This window comes from Neorhizobium tunisiense (assembly GCF_039631515.1).
GTDB lineage: Bacteria > Pseudomonadota > Alphaproteobacteria > Rhizobiales > Rhizobiaceae > Neorhizobium.
This window is the reverse complement of record NZ_JBDIUU010000002.1, coordinates 497705-517657: the sequence shown is the minus strand read 5'-3', so window position 1 is coordinate 517657 and position 19953 is coordinate 497705. Positions and strand designations below refer to the sequence as shown.

The following is a 19953-nucleotide window of genomic DNA, read 5'->3' as shown; positions in this document are numbered from 1 at the left end:
AGCAAAAGCCGCCGCGGATCGCTCCGCGGCGGCTTTTTAATGCGATAGCCTGGATCAGTGCGGCTGCGGTTCCAGACCGCTTTCCGGTTCTCCGCCCTTCGGCTCGTCCTTCTTGGAGCCAGCCGAGGGAACGGCCGAACCACGGGTCGGCGGCGCGTCGTCGCCGAGATCGCGCGACGGCTTATGGCCCTTGATCAGCGCCTTGATCTCCTCGCCCGAAAGCGTCTCGTATTCGAGCAGGCCTTCGGCAATCGCGACGAAGTCGTCGTGTTTTTCGGTGAGAATGCGGCGCGCCTCGGTATAGGCTTCGTCGATCAGACGGCGAACCTCGGTGTCGATCTTCTGGGCAGTCGATTCCGAGACGTTCTTCGATTGGGAGACGGAATGGCCGAGGAAGACCTCCTGCTGGTTTTCGCCATAGGCGACCTGGCCGAGCATGTCGGAAAAGCCCCATTGGGTCACCATCGCGCGGGCAAGCTTCGTCGCCTGCTCGATGTCCGAGGATGCGCCGGAGGTGATGTTCTCCTTGCCGAAGGTCAGTTCCTCGGCAACGCGGCCGCCCATCATGATGACCAGACGCGAGACCATCCACTTGTAGCTCATCGAGTAGCGGTCGCCTTCCGGCAACTGCATGACCATGCCAAGCGCACGGCCGCGCGGAATGATCGTCGCCTTATGCAGCGGATCTGCGACAGGCACGTTGATCGCGGTCGTGGCGTGGCCGGCTTCATGATAGGCGGTGAGCTTCTTTTCCGCTTCCGTCATGGCGGACGAGCGACGCTCGGCGCCCATCATGATCTTGTCCTTGGCGTCTTCGAACTCGCTCATGGTGACCATGCGCTTGTTGCGGCGCGCGGCCATCAGGGCTGCTTCGTTGACGAGGTTCATGAGGTCAGCACCGGAGAAGCCGGGCGTACCGCGGGCGAGAACCTTGAGGTCGACATTCGGCGCCAGCGGCACGTTGCGGGCATGGACCTTGAGGATGCGCTCGCGGCCGACGATATCCGGGTTCGGCACGACGACCTGGCGGTCGAAACGGCCTGGACGCAGCAGCGCCGGGTCGAGAACGTCCGGACGGTTGGTCGCGGCGATCAGGATGATGCCTTCATTGGCTTCGAAACCGTCCATCTCGACGAGGAGCTGGTTGAGGGTCTGCTCGCGCTCGTCGTTACCGCCGCCCAGGCCTGCGCCACGGTGACGGCCGACCGCGTCGATTTCGTCGATGAAGATGATGCACGGTGCATTCTTCTTCGCCTGCTCGAACATGTCGCGCACGCGGCTTGCACCGACGCCGACGAACATTTCAACGAAGTCGGAACCGGAAATGGTGAAGAAGGGCACGTTGGCTTCGCCGGCGATCGCCCGAGCGAGCAGCGTCTTACCGGTACCCGGAGGGCCGACAAGCAGCACGCCGCGCGGAATACGTCCGCCGAGACGCTGGAATTTCTGCGGATCGCGCAGGAACTCGACGATTTCTTCGAGATCCTGCTTGGCTTCGTCGACGCCGGCGACGTCTTCGAACGTCACGCGACCATGCGCTTCGGTGAGAAGCTTGGCCTTGGACTTGCCGAAGCCCATCGCGCCGCGCGAACCGCCCTGCATCTGCCGCATGAAGAACAGCCAGACGCCGAGGATGAGCAGCATCGGCAGCAGCGTGCCGAGATAGCTGAGGAAACCCGAGGATCCATCCGTTTCCGGACGGGCGACGATGGTGACGTTCTTGGCCTGCAGCCGATCCATCAACGAATCGTCGATGACGGGCGAATAGGTCTGAAATCCCGAGCCGTTTTCATTGTAGGTGCCGAGCACCCGGTTGCCTGTGACGACGACATCCCGCACTCGCCCCGAATCCACATCCCGCAGGAACTGCGAATAGGGGACCTCACGCGAACTGGTCTGCGACGGTGCCGTCTGGAACATGCTGAACAACGCGACCAGCAGGAGGGCTATGATGACCCAGAGGGCGATATTACGAAAGTTTGGGTTCATTGAACTCCCCGGACTGCGACGGCCAGCTTCTTGAGGCGGCCGCCTTGCTTGCCGCATAACATAGGGTTGCGGCAAGTCCTTGCCAAGGCGAACCGGAGCCGCTGCCTACCTTTTCCGCGAGGAATCCTTAACTGGCAGCCGGGGAAAACCGTCGCATCCGAGCAAAACCGCTAACTCGCTGCCAAATCTAAGTTCGAACTGCGGCAAAAAGCGGTCGAAAGGCGCAAGCAGCGGGCGAACGATACTTCGTTCGGCCATTCCTTTGTTCTCGCCATCCTCCGTCGAAAGGAGGGCATTGGCTTCGATGAAAGGCATCGCCGCCACGGCGCGCATGGCGATCGCGGGCGGCACGCCGGGAAACAGCGCCAATGCCTCGTCGCGATCCGGGGCAGTCGGGCCGACGATGATCTCGTCCGGGCCGGCGTTCGTGATGCGGTAGCGACCGTCCCAGATCGCCGTATTGCCCGGAGGAATGTGCAGCGGCAGAATGCCGCGGTTTTCACGGACGAGATAAAGCCCGTCGCGGCGCCGGTCGAAGATCACCCGGCCGGCGGTGATGCGGCCAGGCTGGCCACCGTCGAGAAAGGCCACCACCCGGTCCATGCTGTCGCTGCCGAGCGCATGTGCCCTGCCCCCGAGCACCGCGGCAAGGAGCGACAGCGCATGACGGCGTGACGCCGCATCCCCTTGCATCCCCGAGGCATCGATATGCCCCAAAACACCTTGGGCGATCGTCACATGCTCCCGCACAAGCCGCGCCGCCTCGTCGGAAAGCGTGATGCGCCGCGCGGCCGCCGCGGCCTGGACGGCAGCGTCGAACGGGCTTTCCTGCGCCAGCCGCCCGCGGACCCTCACCCGCTCGTAATGGGGATCGACATTGCTGGGGTCGTCGATCCAGCCCTGTCCTTCTTTCGCCAGGAAAGCGCGGATATCGGACCGGCGGCTGCTGAGAAATGGCCTGAGCAGCCAGCGGCGGCTGTCGAGAAGTACCGCCTGCGCCATGCCGGCAAGGCCCGAATTCTCCTCGCCCTCGCCGCGACCGGCGCGCATGGCGACGGTTTCCGCCTGATCGTCGAGCGTGTGGCCGGTGACGATCGCAGTCGCATCGATCTCGTCGGCGACCTCGAGCAGCAGCCGGTAGCGTGCCTCGCGGGCTGCGGCCGAAATGCCGCTGAGGGGCTTGTCCCCTTCCCAGCGGCGAATGAAATGCGGGATGCCGAGTTTATCGCAAAGGGCCGCGACGGCGCGCGCCTCATCCGCGGATTCAGGCCTTAGCCCATGATCGATCGTCGCCGCGAAAAGCGACAGGCCGGAGCCGGGGAGATTGAATTTGGAAAGGGCGATCAGCAGCCCGCAGGAATCGCTGCCCCCGGAAATCGCCACGAGAAGGCGCGCGGGTCTGGCGATATCGGCGATCAGCCGCTCGGCCGCCTGTTCAGGCGACAGGATTTTCGGCCCCGCGGTCACCAGAAAACGACGCCGCGGATCAGCAGGCGAGGCGCTTCTGTTCGCTGCCGACCTTGGCAAGCACCGCTTTGGGCGCGGTCGGATAACGCCGGGTGACTTCCTTGAGGGTTGCGCAGGCCGTGTCGGTATTGTCGAGTGCTGCAAGCGACATGCCGAGCTTCAACAGCATTTCCGGCGCCTTGGGCGATTTGCTGTAGGTCTGATGCGCGTTGAGGAAGGTCTTGGCGGCGTCGTTGTATTTTCCCTGGGAATACTGCGATTCACCGAGCCAGAAGCTCGCATCTGCCACCTTGGCGCCCTTCGGATAGGCGGCCAGATATCCGTTGAATTCCTTTTCGGCGAGCGGGTAGTCGCCGGCCAGGACATGGTTGTAGGCAGTCTGATAGGCATCGTTTTCGGTGCCGAGCGACGCGGTCTGCTGCGGATCGGTTCTGCCCGTCGGCGCCGGCGTCCTGCCGGTCGTCGGCGGGCCGGTCTCGACGCCCGGAAGCCCGGCGGCATTGTTGGCCCGGTCGTTGCGGCTTGCGCCACGCGGATTGCCGTTCTGGTCGATATCCATCGAACCGAGCGTCGTCGGAGGCGGCGCGCGGCCCGGTGTCGCCCCGCCGACACCCTGACCGGACGGCGACTCGATGATCCGTGCGACATCGTCGGAGGACTGGGCGGGAGCGGTCGCTTGCGGCAACGGCGGCTGGGCGGCAGGAGCGCGGTTGGACGCCACGGCCGGTTTCCCGGTCGTGTCGTCTGCTTCGGTGCGCTTCTTCTTTTCCAGGTCCTGGAAGCGGAATTCGTTGTCTTCCTGCGTCTTGCGCAGCTGCTCCTGCATCTGCAGCAGCTGAAAACTCATTTCCTCGATCCGGCCGTTCAACTGGCGGACCTCTTCCTGGAGCTGCTGGATGCGGACGGCATCATTGCTCTGCGCCAGAATGACCGGGGGCGGAGTGGTTTCCCGCGGCTGTTCTGCAGCAGGCTGATTGCTGCCCTGGAAGAGTTTCGGCAGCGCGAAAGCCCCAGCCGGGGCGCTCGTCGCCATCAGCCCCAGCATCGCTGCCAAGACAAGTTTCTTCATCTTCGTCCGTCCTGCTCTTTAGTCTGCGCCGGATTGGCGCGAGAGGAGATTTTTCCAACTGCCGGCAAAAAGCAACCGAGTTCCCAGTCAAAAATCCCGGAAAACAGGGCTAAACTATGGAAAAAACAAAAAGGCGGCCCGAAGACCGCCTTTTATTCTCGAGCTGTTGCTCGGATCACATGCCGGCGCCGCCGAGGACGGTGACAGCGCGACGGTTCTGCGACCAGCAGGAGATGTCGTCGCAGACGGCAACCGGGCGTTCCTTGCCGTAGGAGATGGTCTTCATGCGATTCGCCGGAACGCCGCGCGAGGCGAGATATTCCTTGGTGGCGGCAGCGCGGCGGGCACCGAGCGCGAGATTGTACTCGCGTGTGCCGCGTTCGTCGGCATGGCCTTCGACGGTGATCGCATAGTTCGGATAGCGGGCCAGCCACTGCGCCTGACGGTCGAGCGTCTGCTGGGCGTCGGCACGGATCGAGGTGCTGTCGGTATCGAAGAAGATGCGGTCGCCGACATTGACGGTGAAGTCCTGCGTAGAGCCGGGCGTTGCGGCGCCGGCACCGTTGAGGCCGAGCTCACCGGCATTGTTCGGCAGGTTCTTCTTGTTGGCGCAGCCGGCGAGCGCAAGCGCCAGCGTCAGCGCGATGACGGCAGGATTGCGGGCGAGGATCTGCATGCGGCTCATCGCCGAAGTATCGATGCGGCTCATGGCCGGTCTCTCCTTGATCAGTAACTTTCAGAGTTTCCAGATTCTAACCGGGTTGGGTTAACCATGATCAAATTCTTATGGTTAACAAAATATTCCCGATGTCCCTTTTCGTTCATTTTCAGCAGATTGAGGCGGGAAAGAGGCGCAAAACCGCCTCTTTTGCCCAAATGCCCTATTCGAGCAGCGGCGACCACGCGGGGTCCGAACCGTAGGACGGCGTCTTGACCTGGAGTTCGTTATAGCCAGTCAAGTCGATGGAATAGAGCTGCGGGCCACCGGCGCCGGCATTCTGGCGGAAGAACATCAGCACGCGACCGTTCGGCGCCCAGGTCGGACCTTCGTTGTGGAAGCCGCTGGTCAGGATGCGTTCGCCCGAGCCGTCCGGCTTCATCACGCCGATCGAGAACTTGCCGCCCGACTGCTTGGTGAAGGCGATCAGATCGCCGCGCGGCGACCAGACCGGCGTCGAATAGGAACCGTCGCCGAAGGAGATGCGGGTCTGGCCGGAGCCGTCGGCATTCATCACGTAGATCTGCGGCCGGCCGCCGCGGTCGCTTTCGAACGCGATGCGTCCACCGTCCGGCGCATAGGAAGGCGACGTGTCGATCGCGGCCGTCGAGGTGAGCCGCGTCGTGGTACGCGAGCGCAGGTCCATCGTATAGATGTTGGAATTGCCTTCCTGCTGCAGGCTCATGATGACCTTCTGGCCATCCGGAGAGAACCGCGGCGAGAACGTCATGCCCGGAAAATTGCCAACCACTTCGCGCTGCCCGGTCTCCAGCTGCAGCAGATAGACCCGCGGCTGGTTGCCCTCAAACGACATGTAGGTGACTTCCTGCCGGCTCGGCGAGAAGCGCGGCGTCAGCACGATATCCTTGGTGTTGGTCAGCATGCGGACGTTGAAGCCGTCCTGGTCCATGATCGCCAGCTGCCGCTGGCGGGCGGTCTTCGGTCCGCTTTCGGAAACGAACACGACGCGGGTGTCGAAATAGCCGTTCTCGCCGGTGATCTGCTTGTAGATCGCATCGGCGATGATATGCGCGACGCGGCGCCAGTTTTCCGGCTGGGTGAAGAACTGCTGGCCGGTCATCTGGCTGCCGGCAAACGTATCCCAGAGGCGGAACTCGGCCCGCAGGCGCCCGTCGCCTTCGCGGGTGATACGGCCCGTCACCAGCGCCTGCGCATTGATGACCTTCCAGTCCTCGAAGCGCGGCGCCTTGTTGGGATCGGCGATCTTTTCGATGAAGGCGCTCTTGTTGATCGGCGCAAACAGCCCGGAGCGCTGCAGGTCCGCGGCGATCACCTGGGAGATCTGCGGGCCGAGCTCGTTGTTCGACAGGAAATCCGTCACCGCGATCGGCAGCGGCTGAACATTACCCTTGTTGATGTTGATCTCGACGACAGCGTTGGCCGGGGTGGCGGCCATGAAGGCCGTCAACATCCCCGCGGCCACCATCACGGCGCGGAAAAAAGAGCTCTTGATCATTTACACAAGCCTTTCAGCTTAACACCAGAGTTTCGGGGCAGGTTCCGTGTCATCGGTTCCATACCTGCCGGCTCACAATGCGAACTCCGACGGATCGAAGTTCAGCACCAAAACGTTCCAACCTTTTTCGCCTTCATATTTTGCGGCGGGCAAATTCTTGAGCGGCGCGGATTTCAGAAGGGCGCGGCGCGTGCTGCCCTCGACCGCACGCCGGGTTCCTTCCGGTCCACCGGTCGCCGTCACCTCCGGCTCGCCGACGATATTGCCGGACTGATCGAGCTGGACTCGGATCTTCACACGCACTTCGGAAACGCCAGTCAGCCCGCCGACGAGCGACCAGTTGCCCTGGATCTGTCCCTTGACGTTGTCGATCTCGCTGGAGCTGAGGCCGGTGCCGATCGTCTTGGTATCGCCGCGGCTGGCGACCTGCGTCGAACGCTTGGCACCACCGCCGGCTGCCTCTTGCTTATTGAGCATAGCGGCGATCTGGTCGGCGTTGAAATCGCTCGCCATGGAAGACGACGACTTGGCGGTTTCCTGCTGCTTGCCTTCCTTCTTGTCGGACGGCTTGACGGATGCGGTCGCCTTGTTGTCGGTCTTGGCGGTTTCGGCCGCCTTGGCCGTATCCGGCTTCGTCTCGGCCGGCTTTTCAGCCGGTTTCTCGACGGGCTTGGCCTGCTCCTTCGGCGGTTCGGGCTTCGGCGGCTGCGGTCTGGAGGCAGGCGTCGGAACCGCCTGCGGCAACTCTCCCGTTTCTGACGTATTCTCGGCCTGCACCGGCGCGGGCGTCGGCTTGGCGGCCTCCGGCTTTGGCGGCGTTGGCTCGGGTTTTGGCGGAGTGGGTTCCGGCTTCGGCGGCGTGATTTCCGGCTTGGGTTGCGGCAGGGCAGCCATCTCCGTCGGCTTCGGAGCCGTCTCTTCCTTGACGATGTCCTTGACCTGGTTCTGTTCCGGCGTCGGGGTCGGGGTCGGCCGTTCCACCGGCTTGGGAGCCGCCGTGGTTTCGGTCGGCTGCGGCTTCGTCACCGGCGTCGGAGGTGTCTTCAGATCGACATCGTTCTCGCCGGCGTTCTGGGCGTTGTCGACGATCTTCTGGTTCTTGGTTTCCTTCGGCGAAGGTTTCGCGGCAGGCGGCGCCTTCTTGTCACCCTGCTGGGTCTGGGTGATCGATTCCACCGGCACGATATCGACGGGCAGCGCCTCGACGTCGGCCACCTCGAAGGACGCAGGAGCGCTGAGCGAGACCAGGGCTAAGCCTAGCACCACCGTATGCAGAACCAGCGATGTGCCGAGACTGACCTTCATGGTGGTTCGATCACTTCGCCTGTTCTTGAAGCGTGACGAGGCCGATATTCTTGTAACCGGCGGCGGAAATGCGGGCCATGACCTTCATCACGACGCCGTAGGCGGCGGTCGTATCGCCGCGCACATAGATGCGTTCGTTATAACCGGTCGTCGCGATCGCCTGCAGCTTCGGCACGATCTCGTCGAGGGCGATCGGCGTTTCCTGCAGATAGATATCGCCCTTCGGATTGACCGAGACGGTGATCGGCTGGGTATCGGCGTTCATCGCCTTCGCCTGCGTTTCCGGCAGGTCGATCGGCACGCCGACGGTCATCATCGGTGCCGCCACCATGAAGATGATGAGCAGCACGAGCATGACGTCGACGAGCGGCGTCACGTTGATTTCGCTGATCGCTCCCCCGCGACGTCCGCCGCGCCTGCGACGACCGCCACCCGATGACTTTGCTCCTCCGGCCGACATACCCATGAGACGTTACTCCTTGAGCCCGAAAGGCTTTTACTGCGCCGCCTGGCGCGGCTGCAGCTTCTCGTCGATCTGGCGCGACAGGATGGCGGAGAACTCGTCCGCGAAGCCTTCCATGCGAGCGGAGAGCTTGCCGGCATCGGCGGTGAACTTGTTGTAGGCGATGACCGCGGGGATAGCCGCGACGAGGCCGATCGCAGTGGCGAGCAGCGCTTCGGCGATACCGGGCGCGACGACCGCGAGATTGGTGGACTTCGAACCGGCGATCGCCTGGAACGAGGTCATGATGCCGACGACGGTACCGAACAGACCGATGAAGGGACCGGCGGAGCCGATCGTCGCAAGCGAGCCGAGGCGGCCCTCATAGGTCTCCGCTTCGCGCGACATGGTGACGTCCATCGCCCGGTCGATACGCATCTGCAGGCCGATCGGCGAGCGCGCGCCGCGCTCGAAGCTCTTCTTCCACTCGCGCATGGCGGCGACGAAGATCGCCGCAAGACCAGTATTGGTCCGCTCCGACAGCGTGCGGTAAAGTTCTTCAAGCGACTGACCGGACCAGAAGACCTGCTCGAACTGGTCGAACTGGCGCTTGGCCTTGCCGAAGCTGATATATTTGTCGATCACGATCGCCCAGGTCCAGACCGATGCGCCGATAAGGCCGATCATCACCAGCTTGACGACCAGACCGGCCTGCATGAACAGCGACCAGAGGCTCACTTCGCTCGCCGCTGCCGCCAAACCTACCTGTTCCATCTACTATCCCCGAATCCAAACGCCCGGCTTTAAGGACCGGGCGGTTCAAAAGCGCGCTCTCGCGAGTATGTCTTTGATCGCCGGAAGCGCTTAGCCCTAACCCCAAGATACCCTGAGCTTCAAGCTTGGCTTCTCGCTTTCAATTTTGGTCAAAGGAAGGCGTGCGTTGCACAAATTCCTCATGTCTCAGTAAGACACCATTATCGTTAACGAAAGGTTTAGGCAGGCCTTGCAATCGCGAGTTCCCAGATCACTTGAAGTTGGAGCAAGGAAAGCCGGTGACTTCGAACTTAGTTTTTTCTCATTCACGGGTTATGACACTCTGAGAATCGGATTCTCGGGGACACACCATGTGGCGCGCAATGATGATAGCCTTGACGATGTTGATTGCGGCGCCGGCCTATGCCGCCTCGGTCGACTGCAAGGGTGTCCCCTCGCCCGATGAACGGATCGTCTGCAACGATCCCCTCCTTTCGGCGCTGGACACGCTGCTTCCGCGGGTCCAGGAAAAAGCTGAACGGGAGAAAAAGGCCGAGACCCGCCAGGTTCTGCGCGATTTCACGAGCAGCCGGTCATCCTGCGGCTCCGACCGATCCTGCGTTCTGAGCACGTATATTGCTGTCCTTGGAGAGCTCGGCGGGCCCAAGAGCATTCCCGCTGACATCACCGCCAGCACGATCGCCGGCGGGCGGGCCAAGCCCTCCCCCACATTGCCCGCAAAGATCGGCCAATGCTCCGTCACCAACGTCACGGCGGTCCATCCGCGGGTCGGCCAGGATCCCGTCAAGGACGAGGATTACGACGCCGGAACCGGTATCGAATACGCCAATGAGGGCTATCAGGTTTCCTATGCCCGCGAGGAGGCGCTGATCGCCTCCAAGCCCGGCGACAAGGTAACCATGTGCCTGATTTCCATCCCCAAACGCTGCCCGCAGGGCGACGAACGGGGCCGCGAATATTTCGTCACCAACGCGCGCACCGGGCAGAGCTGGGCAATGGCCGACTCGCAGCATGCCTGCGGCGGCCTGTAGGTCCCGTCCTAAACCGGGTTGACCTGTTCCGTGGGGCGCCCGAGAAACTTTTCCGCCACGCTTTCCGGCAGCCGGCGCGGACGCCCGTGCCTGTTGATGACCGCGATCACCACTTTCGCGGCGATCAGCAGCGTGTCTCCACGACGGATTTCCTGGTTGAGCACCATCTTGGCGCCGCCCGCTTTTTCGGTGATCGTCTGGATGATCAGGATATCGTCCATGCGGGCCGGCTGTTTGAAGTCGATCTCCATCCGGTGGACGACGAAGACCAGGCCTTCTTCGTCGGCGGAAAGCAGCGCGCTCTGCTCGCAACCGAGGCAGCGCAGATAGTCGGTGCGGCCGCGCTCCAGGAAATGCAGATAGCGTGCGTGATAGACGAGGCCGGAAAAATCCGTGTCTTCATAATAGACGCGCTGGGCCAGGCGATGGCCGCTCTCCAACAATTCGCCCGATAACAAAAAATTGTGTTCCTTCATGGTCTTGCCTTGGAAATTCTAGCCACTCCACTGGATAAGCGCGCAATGCCGCCCCAGTTTTGACGTCCTGTCACATATCCTCCCTATCAGGAAATCAATCGAAAACCAGCGGAGACCAACTCATGAAGATTGCAGTCCTGGGCGGCGACGGTTTCGTCGGGTGGCCGACATCGCTTCACCTGTCCGACGCCGGCCACGACATTCACATCCTCGACAACCTCTCCCGCCGCTGGATCGATACCGAGCTCGGCGTCCAGTCGCTGACGCCGATGGACAGCATCCAGGAACGCACCCGCATCTGGCATGCCGAGACCGGCCGCCGCATCCATTTCCACCTGATCGATCTTGCGAAAGACTACGAACTCCTGAAGGGCTGGCTGGCAAAACACCGCCCGGACGCCATCATCCATTTCGCCGAACAGCGGGCCGCGCCCTATTCGATGAAGAGCGACCGGCACAAGAACTACACCGTCAGCAACAATGTAAACGCCACCCACAACCTCTTGAATGCGCTGGTCGAACTCGATCTCGACGCGCATCTCGTGCATCTCGGCACGATGGGTGTCTACGGTTATTCGACAGTCGGCGCCGCGATCCCGGAAGGATATCTCCCGGTCGGCATTGAAACGGCCGACGGCCGCACCGTTTCCCAGGAAATCCTCTATCCGAGCAATCCCGGCTCCATCTACCACATGACAAAATGCCTCGATCAGCAGCTCTTCCAGTTCTACGCGAAGAACGACGGATTGCGGATCACCGACCTGCATCAGGGCATCGTCTGGGGCACCCATACGGAACAGACCCGCCGCCACCCGCAATTGATCAATAGATTCGATTATGACGGGGATTACGGGACGGTCTTGAATCGTTTTCTCATCCAGGCGGCGATCGGTTACCCGCTCACCGTCCACGGCACCGGCGGCCAGACCCGCGCCTTCATCCACATCCAGGATTCGGTTCGCTGCATCGAGATCGCGCTGAACAACCCGCCCGCCCGCGGTGGTCGGGTCGAGATCTTCAACCAGATGACGGAGACCCATCGGGTGCGCGACCTTGCCGAGATGATCTCGAAAATGACCGGCTCAAAGATCGCCTGGCTGCCGAACCCCCGCAAGGAAGCACCGGAAAACGAGCTGACGGTAAGAAACGAAAAATTCCTCGGTCTCGGTCTCGACCCGACGACACTCGGCGAAGGACTGCTCGAAGAGATCGTCGAAGTTGCGAAGAAATATGCCTATCGCGTTGACAGATCACGCGTTCCGGCCGTCTCCGCCTGGACGAGGGACATTGCCGCGAAGGTGGAGCATGATCCGGAGGGTGTGAGGTTGAAGTCGGTGTCGTGAAGACATGAGGCCTGCGCCGCGACAGACAGTGGCGAGGTTGTGCCGCATGGGCCCCTCATCCGCCTGCCGGCACCTTCTCCCCGCTAGGGAGAAGAAATCTGCCGCATGCATATCCTCGAATCAAATGCGACGGCGCATAGGATCGCGACGCAACCACAAATCTCTTCTCCCCTCGGGGAGAAGGTACCGGCAGGCGGATGGGGGCCCCTGCGGAACAATGACCTTGATCCTTTGGATGCCAACCTCATGACAAACGCCTTCGTCACCCTCGTCACCAATGCCGACTACGCCATGGGCGCCACCGCGCTGGCCCGTTCCATCCGCCGCACCGGCACTGAGGCCGATATCGTCGTCCTCCATACCGGCGGCGTCGAGCGCCCTGCCCTCGCCGCGCTCGAGACCCTTGATTGCCGCATGGTCGAGGTCGGCCATCTGCCCCTTTCCGACGCCTTCAACGAGCGGCATCAGCGAAAAAACCTGCATGGCGCCGCCCCCTTCACCAGGGGCCGCAAGCCGGATTTCCACACGCCACTCGACAATTTCTGCAAGCTCCGCCTCTGGCAGCTCACCGACTACGAGACCTGCGTGTTCATCGATGCAGATGCCCTGGTGCTGAAACCGATCGACAAGCTGTTTTCTTATCCGGAATTCTCCGCCGCCCCCAACGTCTATGAAAGCCTCGCGGACTTCCATCGCCTGAACTCCGGCGTCTTCGTCGCCAAACCATCGGCGGAGACTTTTGACAGGATGCTTGCGGCGCTCGACCAGCCGAACGCCTTCTGGCGACGGACGGACCAGACGTTTCTGGAGACCTTCTTCCCCGACTGGCATGGACTGCCAGTGTTCACGAACATGCTGCAATATGTCTGGTTCAACATGCCCGATCTCTGGGACTGGGAAAGCATCGGGGTACTACATTACCAGTATGAGAAGCCGTGGGAGAGGGATCACCCGAAGGCGGACCGGCTGCGGCCGCTGATCGACCTCTGGCAGGCGTTTTACGAGGGCCGCGAGATCCCCGCCCTCTCCACCCTGCCGAAACCGGGAGAGACGCCATGAAGGTTCTGGTCTCCGGCGGAACCGGCCTGGTCGGGCGTTACATCGTCGAAAGCCTGCTCGATGCCGGATATCGGGTAATTGTCGGCGGCCGCACGCCGCCGGCGCCTGACTTCTTTTCCAAACCCGTCGAATTCGCGCCCCTCTCGCTCGATCCCGCCCTCGACCAGACCGAGGCTTTCGACGAGGCCTATTTCTTCGTGCATGCCGCCTTCGACCATCTGCCCGGAAAATACCGCGGCGGCGAAGGCGACGATCCAGATCGCTTCCGCCGGCTGAACCTCGATGGCACCGTCAAGCTGTTCGAGACCGCCAGGAAGGCCGGCACCCGCCGGGCGGTCTTCCTCTCGAGCAGGGCCGTCTATGACGGACAACCGGCCGGAACGCTGCTTGACGAAGATATGGTCTTGGAGCCCGGCAGCCTCTACGGCGAGATCAAGCTCTCCGCCGAGCGGGCATTGTCACACCTGTCGGCCCCGGGCTTTGCGACATCCTCTCTCAGGCTTACCGGCGTCTGCGGCAATCTTCGCCCCAACAAATGGGACGCTCTCTTTTCGGATTACCTGGCAGGCCGGCCGGTTCCGTCGCGTGCGGGCACGGAAATCCACGGCCGCGATGTCGCGGCCGCCGTTCGTCTCATGCTGGAAACGGAAACCGGCAAGATCGCCGGCCAGGTTTTCAACGCGTCGGATATTCTGACCGACACCGCCGAAATCCTCGGCTATCTGGCAGGTCACCGTCGCAACCTGCCGTCGCCGGCAGATCGTAGCGCCGTCAACGTGATGTCGACGGACAAGCTGAGGGCGCTCGGCTGGCTGCCGGGCGGCGCGCCGCTCTTGCGGCAAACGATCGCGGAGCTTGCGGCCGCTCTCAATGCGACTGCGTGAAGCGCCGCATCTTTGCCTCGTTCTTTGCCTTTTCGATCGCCCGCTTGTGCTCCTCGGCCCATTTCTGGCCCGCATCGCCACCCCAGAGCAGCCAGGCGATATACCCGGTCGACGGATTTTCGTCGTCGCCGAAATTCTCGGCCCGCTTGTCCGCCTTGTGGCGGGAAAAATAGCTCACCATCCGCCGCACCGTCTTTTCCGAGAGCGATCTTCGGTTCTTGAGGTCGCGGGCTCGCGCCACTCCGACCATCGTGCCGCCGCGACGATACTGCGAACGCAGTTTCAAGCCTTTCTCTGCCGCCTCCGCCACTTCGGCGGGCGGAATGTGATCGGGGATCTCGCTATCCATGGGTCTTCCTCAGTTCGGACTGGCTTTTGAGAACGCGGTCACGGTCTCCCTGGCGAATGAGGAACGCAGGCCCATCGGCATCCGCCTTGCGCTTGATCGTCTTGCCCTTGATCCGGCGCTCCACGTCGCTGGTGAATTTCCGGGTAACCCTGCCCTCGGCCTCGGATCGCCCCCAGGTCCACGCGACCTCGTTTCCGATCTCGATCTTCTGCATGGCGTTCTCCTTTCGGGGGAGAAACGGCAAGCGATGCGCAGATGTTCCAGCCGGAATGCGCGCAGACCAAAAGGCGCGGGCGGAAAGGGCGCTGACCCGCCCGCGCCGACGATCGGAGATGGCAAGCTTTCAGGTCCGGCCGAAGGGCCGAAAAGGAGCGAACTTAGGATTTCAGGTCGAGATCGCCGTCGCGCCATACGAGGTGGCGCGGACTGGCCGGCAGGTTCTCGATCTCCTCGGCGATGAAGTAGGGCGGGATGTCGAGCGCCCTCAGCGCCGCGGTCGTCGCCGGAACCCATTTGAATTCCAGATCGTGTTCGTCTTTGATCCGGTGGACGATGTCCGTCGGATGGAAGGGAAACGTCTCCGGGATGTCCATCAGATAGTAATAACCGAGTTCATGCCAGTCGCGGTCTTCATAGTGGAAGAAATTCTCGACCGACCAGAGCAGCCGACCGACCGTCACCTCGACGCCGATTTCCTCGACCATCTCGCGTCTGAGTGTTTCTTCCGATGTTTCGCCGATCTCCGCCCGTCCGCCCGGAAAGGTCCAGAAAGCCTCGTCCATAGCCCGGTGCACCAACACATGACCATCCCGGAAGCCTAGCCCGGCAATCCGCATCTGGAAGATACGCTTGCTCTTGGTCTTGATACGGATGCGAGTGCGCCCTGCCATGCGGTTTACCCCAGTTCGATCACGACGATTTCCGGCCTCGAGCCCACTCTCACCGGCAGGATGGAACAGCCCAGCCCCCGGGACACGATGAGATCACGCTCCCCCTCACGATAATGTCCGGCCGGATAACGCCGCGAGCCCTGCGATGCCGCGGCGGGCTGCCAGCCCAGGATATTGATCTGGCCGCCATGCGTGTGACCCGAAAGCGTCAGACTGACCCTCTCGCTCACCTGCGGAAATATGTCCGGCTCATGTGCCATGAGCAGCACCGGCGAGTCGTCGTCAATCTGCGCGAGCGTTCCCGGAAGATCGTCGATGCCCCTTAACCTCATCTGCTTGAGGTCTTTGCCGGGGCGCGGAGCCATCTGGTCGCCGAGACCCGCCAGCCAGAACGATTGTCCGTCTTTCTCTAGTCTGACGGCCTCGTTGATGTAGGTCGGTATTCCAACAGCCCTCAGTGCAGCCGCCGCGATATTCTCAGTGAAGGGATTTCTCTGGAAGAACAAATCCTCATAATGATCATGATTGCCGAGCACCGCATGAACGCCGAGCGGCGCCTTCAACACCGAGAGCGCCCGTGACCAATCCGCCGACGGAATATGTTCGGTCAGCAGGTTCATTCCCGACACGTAATCGCCGAGCAGCAGGATGACATCCCCGTTCAGCGCATTGGCCGCCGAACAGATCGATCCGATGCGGTCGAGGCTCATCCAGGGTTCGCAGGCGTGAAAATCCGCCAGGACGACGACGCGAAGCTTCAGTCCCGGCGTCCATCGCCTGGGCGTGACGGCATATTGCGTCAGCCGCGGCCGTGCCATCACCTCCACGAAAGGATAGGCGGCCAGAGCGAACAGGGCCGCAACTCCTCCGGCAAAGGCCTTGAGCAAAGTCCGCCTTGTGAGCACTCAGTCATCCTCGGTGAACATCCGGAACTGTGCGGCCTCGAGATCCTTCGGCGGCTGCATTCCCAGATGTTTCCACGCGTTTGCGGTCAAAACGCGGCCTCGCGGCGTGCGCTGGATGAACCCCTGCTGGATCATGTACGGCTCGATGATGTCCTCGATCGCATCGCGCGGTTCAGACAGGCCCGCAGCGATCGTCTCGATACCGACCGGCCCGCCGCCGAAATTGACGGCGATCATGTTGAGGTAACGTTTGTCGAGCTGGTCGAGGCCCATATTGTCGACCAGAAGACGGGTCAGCGCCTCGTCGGCGATCTCCCTCGTCACAGCCTCGGCCCTCGCCACCTCGGCGAAATCGCGCACCCGGCGCAACAGCCGCCCTGCGATGCGCGGCGTGCCGCGGGCGCGCCTTGCAATCTCCCGGGCGCCGTCGTCGGTCATCGGCAGGCCCATCAGCCGCGCGCCGCGCCGGACGATCAGTTCCAGTTCCTCGACCGTGTAGAAGGCAAGCCGCACGGGGATGCCGAAGCGATCGCGCAGCGGCGTGGTGAGCAGGCCAAGACGGGTGGTGGCCGCGACCAGCGTGAACTTCGACAGATCGATCTTCACCGACCGCGCCGCCGGTCCTTCGCCGATGATCAGGTCCAGTTGGAAATCCTCCATCGCAGGATAAAGGATTTCCTCGACAGCCGGATTGAGCCTGTGGATTTCGTCGATAAAGAGCACGTCGCGCTCTTCGAGATTGGTGAGCAGGGCTGCAAGGTCGCCTGCCTTGGCGATGACCGGGCCGGATGTCGAGCGGAAATTGACGCCGAGTTCCTTCGCCATGATCTGCGCCAGCGTCGTCTTGCCGAGGCCAGGCGGGCCGACGAACAGCACGTGGTCCAGCGCCTCGCCGCGGTTCTTCGCCGCCTCGATGAACACCTTCAGGTTGGCGCGCGCCTCCGCCTGGCCGGTGAACTCGTCCAGCGACTGCGGGCGCAGCGTCGTATCCAGGTCTTCGCCCCGCTTTTCCGGCGTTATCAGGCGGGCGGGTTCACTCATGCGAGAAGTTCCATTCCGGGTATATGTCGCGCGGCAGTTTTGTCGAAAGTCACCGTTTTTGAACAGCCAACTCTCTTTGCCAGCTCAGCGATGAGGTAATCTGCAACGTCAAACCTGCCGAAACCATTGGTCAGAAACATGCTCCCTATAAGATCCGAATCCTCGAAGACAAGCTCTCGGCTTTCCAACAATCCCCGAAACAGCGACGCAATCTCCTGATTTTTGTAGCCGTAACTCTTCCGCATGACCCAACAAGCTTCGGCAAAAACGAAGAGCGAGATATACGCCGGATTTTCTGCCGATCTTGAACGGAAGAACTCAACTGCGCTTTCGTACTGCTTCGGATCGTCCGTCATCAGAAACCTGAGAAGTACGTTTGTGTCGATGCCAATCACGCACGATTCTCCGATCATCATCTGCCGCCGCTTGAGCCACGGCTTCGCTCATTTCTTCGATGGTCAAACGGACACCGTTGGGAGCATGGCCGAGAATACCCGCAAACTCCATGATGCTCCGCGTCTTGGCCCTCAATTTGACGTCACCATTTTCAATGATGAAGTCCATCTGATCGCCTGGGCTAAGATTGAGATATTTCCTGATTTCTATCGGAATCGTCGTCTGACCTTTAGAGGTCAATTTCGCGCCGTAGCCCATAAGCAGCTCCATTCCTTACATTTTTATTGTAGTAAGGATTCCACAAAAGGCAAGGAATCACCGAGCCAGTTCCTTCAGCCCCAGCCGGATGAGCTTGGCGCTGTCGCCCCCCTCGCCGCCGTTCTTGAGCGCCGCCGCAACCGCGTTCGCGGCCTGATCGCGGGAATAGCCGAGGTTGGTGAGCGCCGAGACGGCATCCGCGACCGGTGCAGCGGCCACACCTTCGCCAAGCTCCTGCTTGAGGCCGATATTGCCCGAAGCCTCGCCGGCAAAGGCGGGCGCCTTGTTCTTGAGTTCGGTGACGATGCGCACCGCGACCTTCGGCCCGACGCCGGGCGCCCGCGAGACTGTCGTCTTGTCCTGCAGCGCGATCGCATTGGCGAGTTCGGACGGTGTCAGGGTGGAGAGCACCGCGAGCGCCACCTTGGCGCCGACGCCCTGCACGCTTTGCAACAGGTTGAACCATTCCCGTTCCAACGCCGTCAGGAAGCCGAAAAGCTTGAACTGGTCCTCACGGACATAGGTTTCGATGAACAGCACCACCGCTTCGCCGACCGAACCCATCTTCGACAGCACCCGCGACGAACAGAACACCTCGTAGCAAACGCCATGGACATCGACGAGTACATAGTCGTCGCCGATTTCATCGATAGTGCCTTTGAGCTTGCCGATCATGAAGGATGTCCGTCAGGGATGGGTTTCGGGGGAGATGATGGAGATCAGCGGAAAATAGGTCCGGTACTTCGCGACATCCCGGCTGAGCAGCCTGTAGCCTTTGACCATCGCATGGGCACCAATGTAGAAATCGGGAAGCGGCGAACGTTTGTCCCCGCCCAGGCGACGGTACTGCAAAAAGGCGTGGCCTGCCGCATAGGCCGCCTCCCAAGGGAGATCCTCCCGCCGGAAAAGACTGGACGCAAGTGCCGATTCCAGTTCCTCGCTCGTCGCGTAACCCGCGGCCATTTCCGCATAGATCAACGGATTGATCAGCAGCGGCCCGTTTGTCTGGGCAGCCGCCAATTGTTCGGTCGACCATTCGGTGAAGGCGCTCCGCGTGTGGAACACGTCGATCAGGACATTGGTATCGACAAGGGTCGCCATGCGATCAGTCTCTCAGAAGACGATAAAATTCCTCGCCACTCATATCGCCGAGAGACATGGACCCTTGATGCCGCCTGAGGTGATCCATGAGCATGCGAACATTGCGTTCGGCTTCCTCACGAGACGGCTCAACACGGCGAAGCACGGCTTCACCCTCGCGAAGAACAAATTCCACCTCGCTGCCCGGTTCAATCCCCAGATTGGAGCGGACATTTTTCGGGATCGTAACCTGGCCTTTTTCGGTGACACGCATGGTAATACCTCTGAGGTATTACTTATCCACCCACCCAGAACAAGTCAAGAACAAACTATCCCGCAAGTGCCGCGCGCATGCGCTGGCCGCCCCGATTATGAGCGTGGCAGATAGCGATCGCCAGCGCGTCGGCGGCGTCGTTGCCCTTGAACTCCGCCTTCGGCATCAGGATTTTCAGCATCATGTGAATCTGCTGCTTTTCGCCGTGGCCGACGCCGATCACCGATTTCTTGACCGCGTTCGGCGCATATTCGGCGACCGGCAGCCCGGCGCGCGCCGGCACCAGCATGACGACGCCCCTCGCCTGGCCGAGCTTCAGCGTGGCGACTGCATCCTTGTTGACGAAGGTCTGCTCCACGGCCGCCTCGTGCGGCTGGTAGGCATGCACCACTTCCGCCAGCCCGTCGTGCAACTGGCAGAGGCGGGAGGCGAGGTCCATGTCGCCGTCGGAAGTGACGGTGCCCGAGGCGACGAATTTCAGGCTGTTGCCGAGCGTCTCGATAATGCCCCAGCCGGTGCGCCGAAGCCCCGGGTCGATGCCGATGATGCGAATCGTGCCTGTCATGCCCATACCTTATCCTGATGCCCTAACCAGTGCCACGAGAATGTGAACAAACCGAAAACGCGAATGGAGAACGGTTTACCCTCTGGTAACCATGTCGGGAAGGTTTGCCCCCTTTCGGGTCGCCGGTCGGCAACGCCCCAGCGGCTCGCGCGTTGCAGATC

Annotated in this window: 24 protein-coding genes; 4 read left to right on the top strand and 20 right to left on the bottom strand. The window is 61.8% G+C overall.

All coding sequences use genetic code 11. The annotated features are described in order from the left end of the window. Window positions 1-54 precede the first annotated feature (54 nt). The 8 genes from ftsH to tolQ all read right to left on the bottom strand — a co-directional run bounded on the left by ftsH (window position 55) and on the right by tolQ (window position 9241). Window positions 55-1989 (bottom strand): ATP-dependent zinc metalloprotease FtsH, encoded by a 1935-nt coding sequence (ftsH, locus tag ABCW43_RS11545; RefSeq protein ID WP_345924383.1) that lies wholly within the window; start codon window positions 1987-1989, stop codon window positions 55-57. Window positions 1990-2094: 105 nt separating this feature from the next. Then, window positions 2095-3456 (bottom strand): tRNA lysidine(34) synthetase TilS, encoded by a 1362-nt coding sequence (gene tilS, locus ABCW43_RS11540; RefSeq protein WP_345924381.1) that lies wholly within the window; start codon window positions 3454-3456, stop codon window positions 2095-2097. A gap of 19 nt (window positions 3457-3475) precedes the next feature. Then, window positions 3476-4525, bottom strand: coding sequence for a tol-pal system protein YbgF (gene ybgF / locus ABCW43_RS11535; RefSeq protein ID WP_345924379.1), 1050 nt, complete (start codon window positions 4523-4525; stop codon window positions 3476-3478). A 175-nt stretch (window positions 4526-4700) separates the two neighbouring features. Next, window positions 4701-5234 carry a peptidoglycan-associated lipoprotein Pal gene (gene pal / locus ABCW43_RS11530; RefSeq protein WP_024164010.1) on the bottom strand — a complete coding sequence of 178 codons (534 nt, stop codon included), beginning with the start codon at window positions 5232-5234 and terminating at the stop codon, window positions 4701-4703. Between the two features lie 172 nt (window positions 5235-5406). Continuing rightward, entirely contained in the window at window positions 5407-6720 is a 1314-nt protein-coding gene (tolB, locus tag ABCW43_RS11525) for a Tol-Pal system beta propeller repeat protein TolB (RefSeq protein ID WP_345924375.1), read from the bottom strand. A gap of 72 nt (window positions 6721-6792) precedes the next feature. Beyond that, on the bottom strand, window positions 6793-8025 hold the full coding sequence (gene tolA / locus ABCW43_RS11520) for a cell envelope integrity protein TolA (RefSeq protein WP_345924373.1): 1233 nt from the start codon (window positions 8023-8025) through the stop codon (window positions 6793-6795). A gap of 10 nt (window positions 8026-8035) precedes the next feature. Beyond that, window positions 8036-8491, bottom strand: a complete 456-nt coding sequence (gene tolR, locus ABCW43_RS11515; protein ID WP_113126461.1) for a protein TolR — start codon at window positions 8489-8491, stop codon at window positions 8036-8038. 30 nt (window positions 8492-8521) lie between these two features. Further along, complete coding sequence (gene tolQ / locus ABCW43_RS11510; RefSeq protein ID WP_345924369.1) at window positions 8522-9241, bottom strand: protein TolQ; 720 nt, start codon at window positions 9239-9241, stop codon at window positions 8522-8524. A 374-nt stretch (window positions 9242-9615) separates the two neighbouring features. On the opposite strand from tolQ, the gene ABCW43_RS11505 reads away from it, so the two are divergent. After that, a complete protein-coding gene (locus ABCW43_RS11505) occupies window positions 9616-10272 on the top strand; it encodes a lysozyme inhibitor LprI family protein (protein WP_345924367.1) in 657 nt (218 codons plus the stop codon). Between the two features lie 8 nt (window positions 10273-10280). On the opposite strand, the gene ybgC is transcribed toward ABCW43_RS11505, so the two are convergent. Further along, window positions 10281-10748 carry a tol-pal system-associated acyl-CoA thioesterase gene (ybgC, locus tag ABCW43_RS11500; protein WP_345924365.1) on the bottom strand — a complete coding sequence of 156 codons (468 nt, stop codon included), beginning with the start codon at window positions 10746-10748 and terminating at the stop codon, window positions 10281-10283. A 122-nt stretch (window positions 10749-10870) separates the two neighbouring features. Here ybgC and ABCW43_RS11495 point away from each other — a divergent pair, with 122 nt between their 5' ends. The 3 genes from ABCW43_RS11495 (at window position 10871) to ABCW43_RS11485 (ending at window position 14034) form a co-directional block, all read left to right on the top strand. Further along, window positions 10871-12091 (top strand): NAD-dependent epimerase/dehydratase family protein, encoded by a 1221-nt coding sequence (locus ABCW43_RS11495; RefSeq protein ID WP_345924363.1) that lies wholly within the window; start codon window positions 10871-10873, stop codon window positions 12089-12091. 246 nt (window positions 12092-12337) lie between these two features. Further along, window positions 12338-13150, top strand: a complete 813-nt coding sequence (locus ABCW43_RS11490; protein ID WP_345924361.1) for a glycosyltransferase — start codon at window positions 12338-12340, stop codon at window positions 13148-13150. Beyond that, the gene (locus ABCW43_RS11485) at window positions 13147-14034 is read left to right on the top strand and encodes an NAD-dependent epimerase/dehydratase family protein (protein WP_345924359.1); all 888 of its coding nucleotides are present in this window, start codon (window positions 13147-13149) and stop codon (window positions 14032-14034) included. The genes ABCW43_RS11490 and ABCW43_RS11485 overlap by 4 nt, the downstream gene beginning before the upstream one ends. Here the strand turns inward: ABCW43_RS11485 and ABCW43_RS11480 are convergent. From ABCW43_RS11480 to ruvC, 11 genes are all read right to left on the bottom strand, one after another. Continuing rightward, window positions 14018-14383 carry a hypothetical protein gene (locus tag ABCW43_RS11480; RefSeq protein WP_345924357.1) on the bottom strand — a complete coding sequence of 122 codons (366 nt, stop codon included), beginning with the start codon at window positions 14381-14383 and terminating at the stop codon, window positions 14018-14020. The genes ABCW43_RS11485 and ABCW43_RS11480 overlap by 17 nt on opposite strands. Next, window positions 14376-14597 (bottom strand): hypervirulence associated TUDOR domain-containing protein, encoded by a 222-nt coding sequence (locus ABCW43_RS11475; RefSeq protein ID WP_345924355.1) that lies wholly within the window; start codon window positions 14595-14597, stop codon window positions 14376-14378. The genes ABCW43_RS11480 and ABCW43_RS11475 overlap by 8 nt, the downstream gene beginning before the upstream one ends. A 163-nt stretch (window positions 14598-14760) precedes the next feature. Beyond that, on the bottom strand, window positions 14761-15273 hold the full coding sequence (locus tag ABCW43_RS11470; RefSeq protein WP_345924353.1) for an NUDIX hydrolase: 513 nt from the start codon (window positions 15271-15273) through the stop codon (window positions 14761-14763). A 5-nt stretch (window positions 15274-15278) separates the two neighbouring features. Beyond that, on the bottom strand, window positions 15279-16178 hold the full coding sequence (locus ABCW43_RS11465; protein ID WP_345924351.1) for a metallophosphoesterase: 900 nt from the start codon (window positions 16176-16178) through the stop codon (window positions 15279-15281). After that, a complete protein-coding gene (gene ruvB, locus ABCW43_RS11460) occupies window positions 16179-17219 on the bottom strand; it encodes a Holliday junction branch migration DNA helicase RuvB (protein WP_345924349.1) in 1041 nt (346 codons plus the stop codon). It abuts the gene before it with no gap. Beyond that, complete coding sequence (locus ABCW43_RS11455) at window positions 17216-17575, bottom strand: type II toxin-antitoxin system VapC family toxin (RefSeq protein ID WP_345924347.1); 360 nt, start codon at window positions 17573-17575, stop codon at window positions 17216-17218. The genes ruvB and ABCW43_RS11455 overlap by 4 nt, the downstream gene beginning before the upstream one ends. Continuing rightward, complete coding sequence (locus tag ABCW43_RS11450) at window positions 17538-17885, bottom strand: AbrB/MazE/SpoVT family DNA-binding domain-containing protein (protein WP_345924345.1); 348 nt, start codon at window positions 17883-17885, stop codon at window positions 17538-17540. Before ABCW43_RS11450 ends, ABCW43_RS11455 begins: the two co-directional genes overlap by 38 nt. Window positions 17886-17930: 45 nt before the next feature. Next, entirely contained in the window at window positions 17931-18548 is a 618-nt protein-coding gene (gene ruvA / locus ABCW43_RS11445; RefSeq protein ID WP_345924343.1) for a Holliday junction branch migration protein RuvA, read from the bottom strand. 12 nt (window positions 18549-18560) lie between these two features. After that, window positions 18561-18974, bottom strand: a complete 414-nt coding sequence (locus tag ABCW43_RS11440) for a type II toxin-antitoxin system VapC family toxin (protein ID WP_345924341.1) — start codon at window positions 18972-18974, stop codon at window positions 18561-18563. Window positions 18975-18978: 4 nt separating this feature from the next. After that, window positions 18979-19227 (bottom strand): AbrB/MazE/SpoVT family DNA-binding domain-containing protein, encoded by a 249-nt coding sequence (locus ABCW43_RS11435; RefSeq protein ID WP_046632082.1) that lies wholly within the window; start codon window positions 19225-19227, stop codon window positions 18979-18981. Window positions 19228-19282: 55 nt separating this feature from the next. Further along, entirely contained in the window at window positions 19283-19792 is a 510-nt protein-coding gene (gene ruvC, locus ABCW43_RS11430) for a crossover junction endodeoxyribonuclease RuvC (protein ID WP_113126741.1), read from the bottom strand. Window positions 19793-19953: the final 161 nt, after the last annotated feature.

Bases quoted from the DNA above. Each gene is read 5' to 3' on its own strand.
- tolQ (WP_345924369.1), bottom strand. From the start codon at position 9,241: ATGGAACAGGTAGGTTTGGCGGCAGCGGCGAGCGAAGTGAGCCTCTGG.
- pal (WP_024164010.1), bottom strand. From the start codon at position 5,234: ATGAGCCGCATCGATACTTCGGCGATGAGCCGCATGCAGATCCTCGCC.
- ABCW43_RS11440 (WP_345924341.1), bottom strand. From the start codon at position 18,974: ATGGCGACCCTTGTCGATACCAATGTCCTGATCGACGTGTTCCACACG.
- ABCW43_RS11455 (WP_345924347.1), bottom strand. From the start codon at position 17,575: ATGACGGACGATCCGAAGCAGTACGAAAGCGCAGTTGAGTTCTTCCGT.
- ABCW43_RS11475 (WP_345924355.1), bottom strand. From the start codon at position 14,597: ATGCAGAAGATCGAGATCGGAAACGAGGTCGCGTGGACCTGGGGGCGA.
- ABCW43_RS11490 (WP_345924361.1), top strand. From the start codon at position 12,338: ATGACAAACGCCTTCGTCACCCTCGTCACCAATGCCGACTACGCCATG.
- ybgC (WP_345924365.1), bottom strand. From the start codon at position 10,748: ATGAAGGAACACAATTTTTTGTTATCGGGCGAATTGTTGGAGAGCGGC.
- tolB (WP_345924375.1), bottom strand. From the start codon at position 6,720: ATGATCAAGAGCTCTTTTTTCCGCGCCGTGATGGTGGCCGCGGGGATG.
- tolA (WP_345924373.1), bottom strand. From the start codon at position 8,025: ATGAAGGTCAGTCTCGGCACATCGCTGGTTCTGCATACGGTGGTGCTA.
- ABCW43_RS11435 (WP_046632082.1), bottom strand. From the start codon at position 19,227: ATGCGTGTCACCGAAAAAGGCCAGGTTACGATCCCGAAAAATGTCCGC.
- ABCW43_RS11485 (WP_345924359.1), top strand. From the start codon at position 13,147: ATGAAGGTTCTGGTCTCCGGCGGAACCGGCCTGGTCGGGCGTTACATC.
- ABCW43_RS11480 (WP_345924357.1), bottom strand. From the start codon at position 14,383: ATGGATAGCGAGATCCCCGATCACATTCCGCCCGCCGAAGTGGCGGAG.
- tolR (WP_113126461.1), bottom strand. From the start codon at position 8,491: ATGGGTATGTCGGCCGGAGGAGCAAAGTCATCGGGTGGCGGTCGTCGC.
- ABCW43_RS11495 (WP_345924363.1), top strand. From the start codon at position 10,871: ATGAAGATTGCAGTCCTGGGCGGCGACGGTTTCGTCGGGTGGCCGACA.
- ABCW43_RS11450 (WP_345924345.1), bottom strand. From the start codon at position 17,885: ATGGAGCTGCTTATGGGCTACGGCGCGAAATTGACCTCTAAAGGTCAG.
- ruvC (WP_113126741.1), bottom strand. From the start codon at position 19,792: ATGACAGGCACGATTCGCATCATCGGCATCGACCCGGGGCTTCGGCGC.
- ABCW43_RS11470 (WP_345924353.1), bottom strand. From the start codon at position 15,273: ATGGCAGGGCGCACTCGCATCCGTATCAAGACCAAGAGCAAGCGTATC.
- ybgF (WP_345924379.1), bottom strand. From the start codon at position 4,525: ATGAAGAAACTTGTCTTGGCAGCGATGCTGGGGCTGATGGCGACGAGC.
- ruvA (WP_345924343.1), bottom strand. From the start codon at position 18,548: ATGATCGGCAAGCTCAAAGGCACTATCGATGAAATCGGCGACGACTAT.
- ruvB (WP_345924349.1), bottom strand. From the start codon at position 17,219: ATGAGTGAACCCGCCCGCCTGATAACGCCGGAAAAGCGGGGCGAAGAC.
- ftsH (WP_345924383.1), bottom strand. From the start codon at position 1,989: ATGAACCCAAACTTTCGTAATATCGCCCTCTGGGTCATCATAGCCCTC.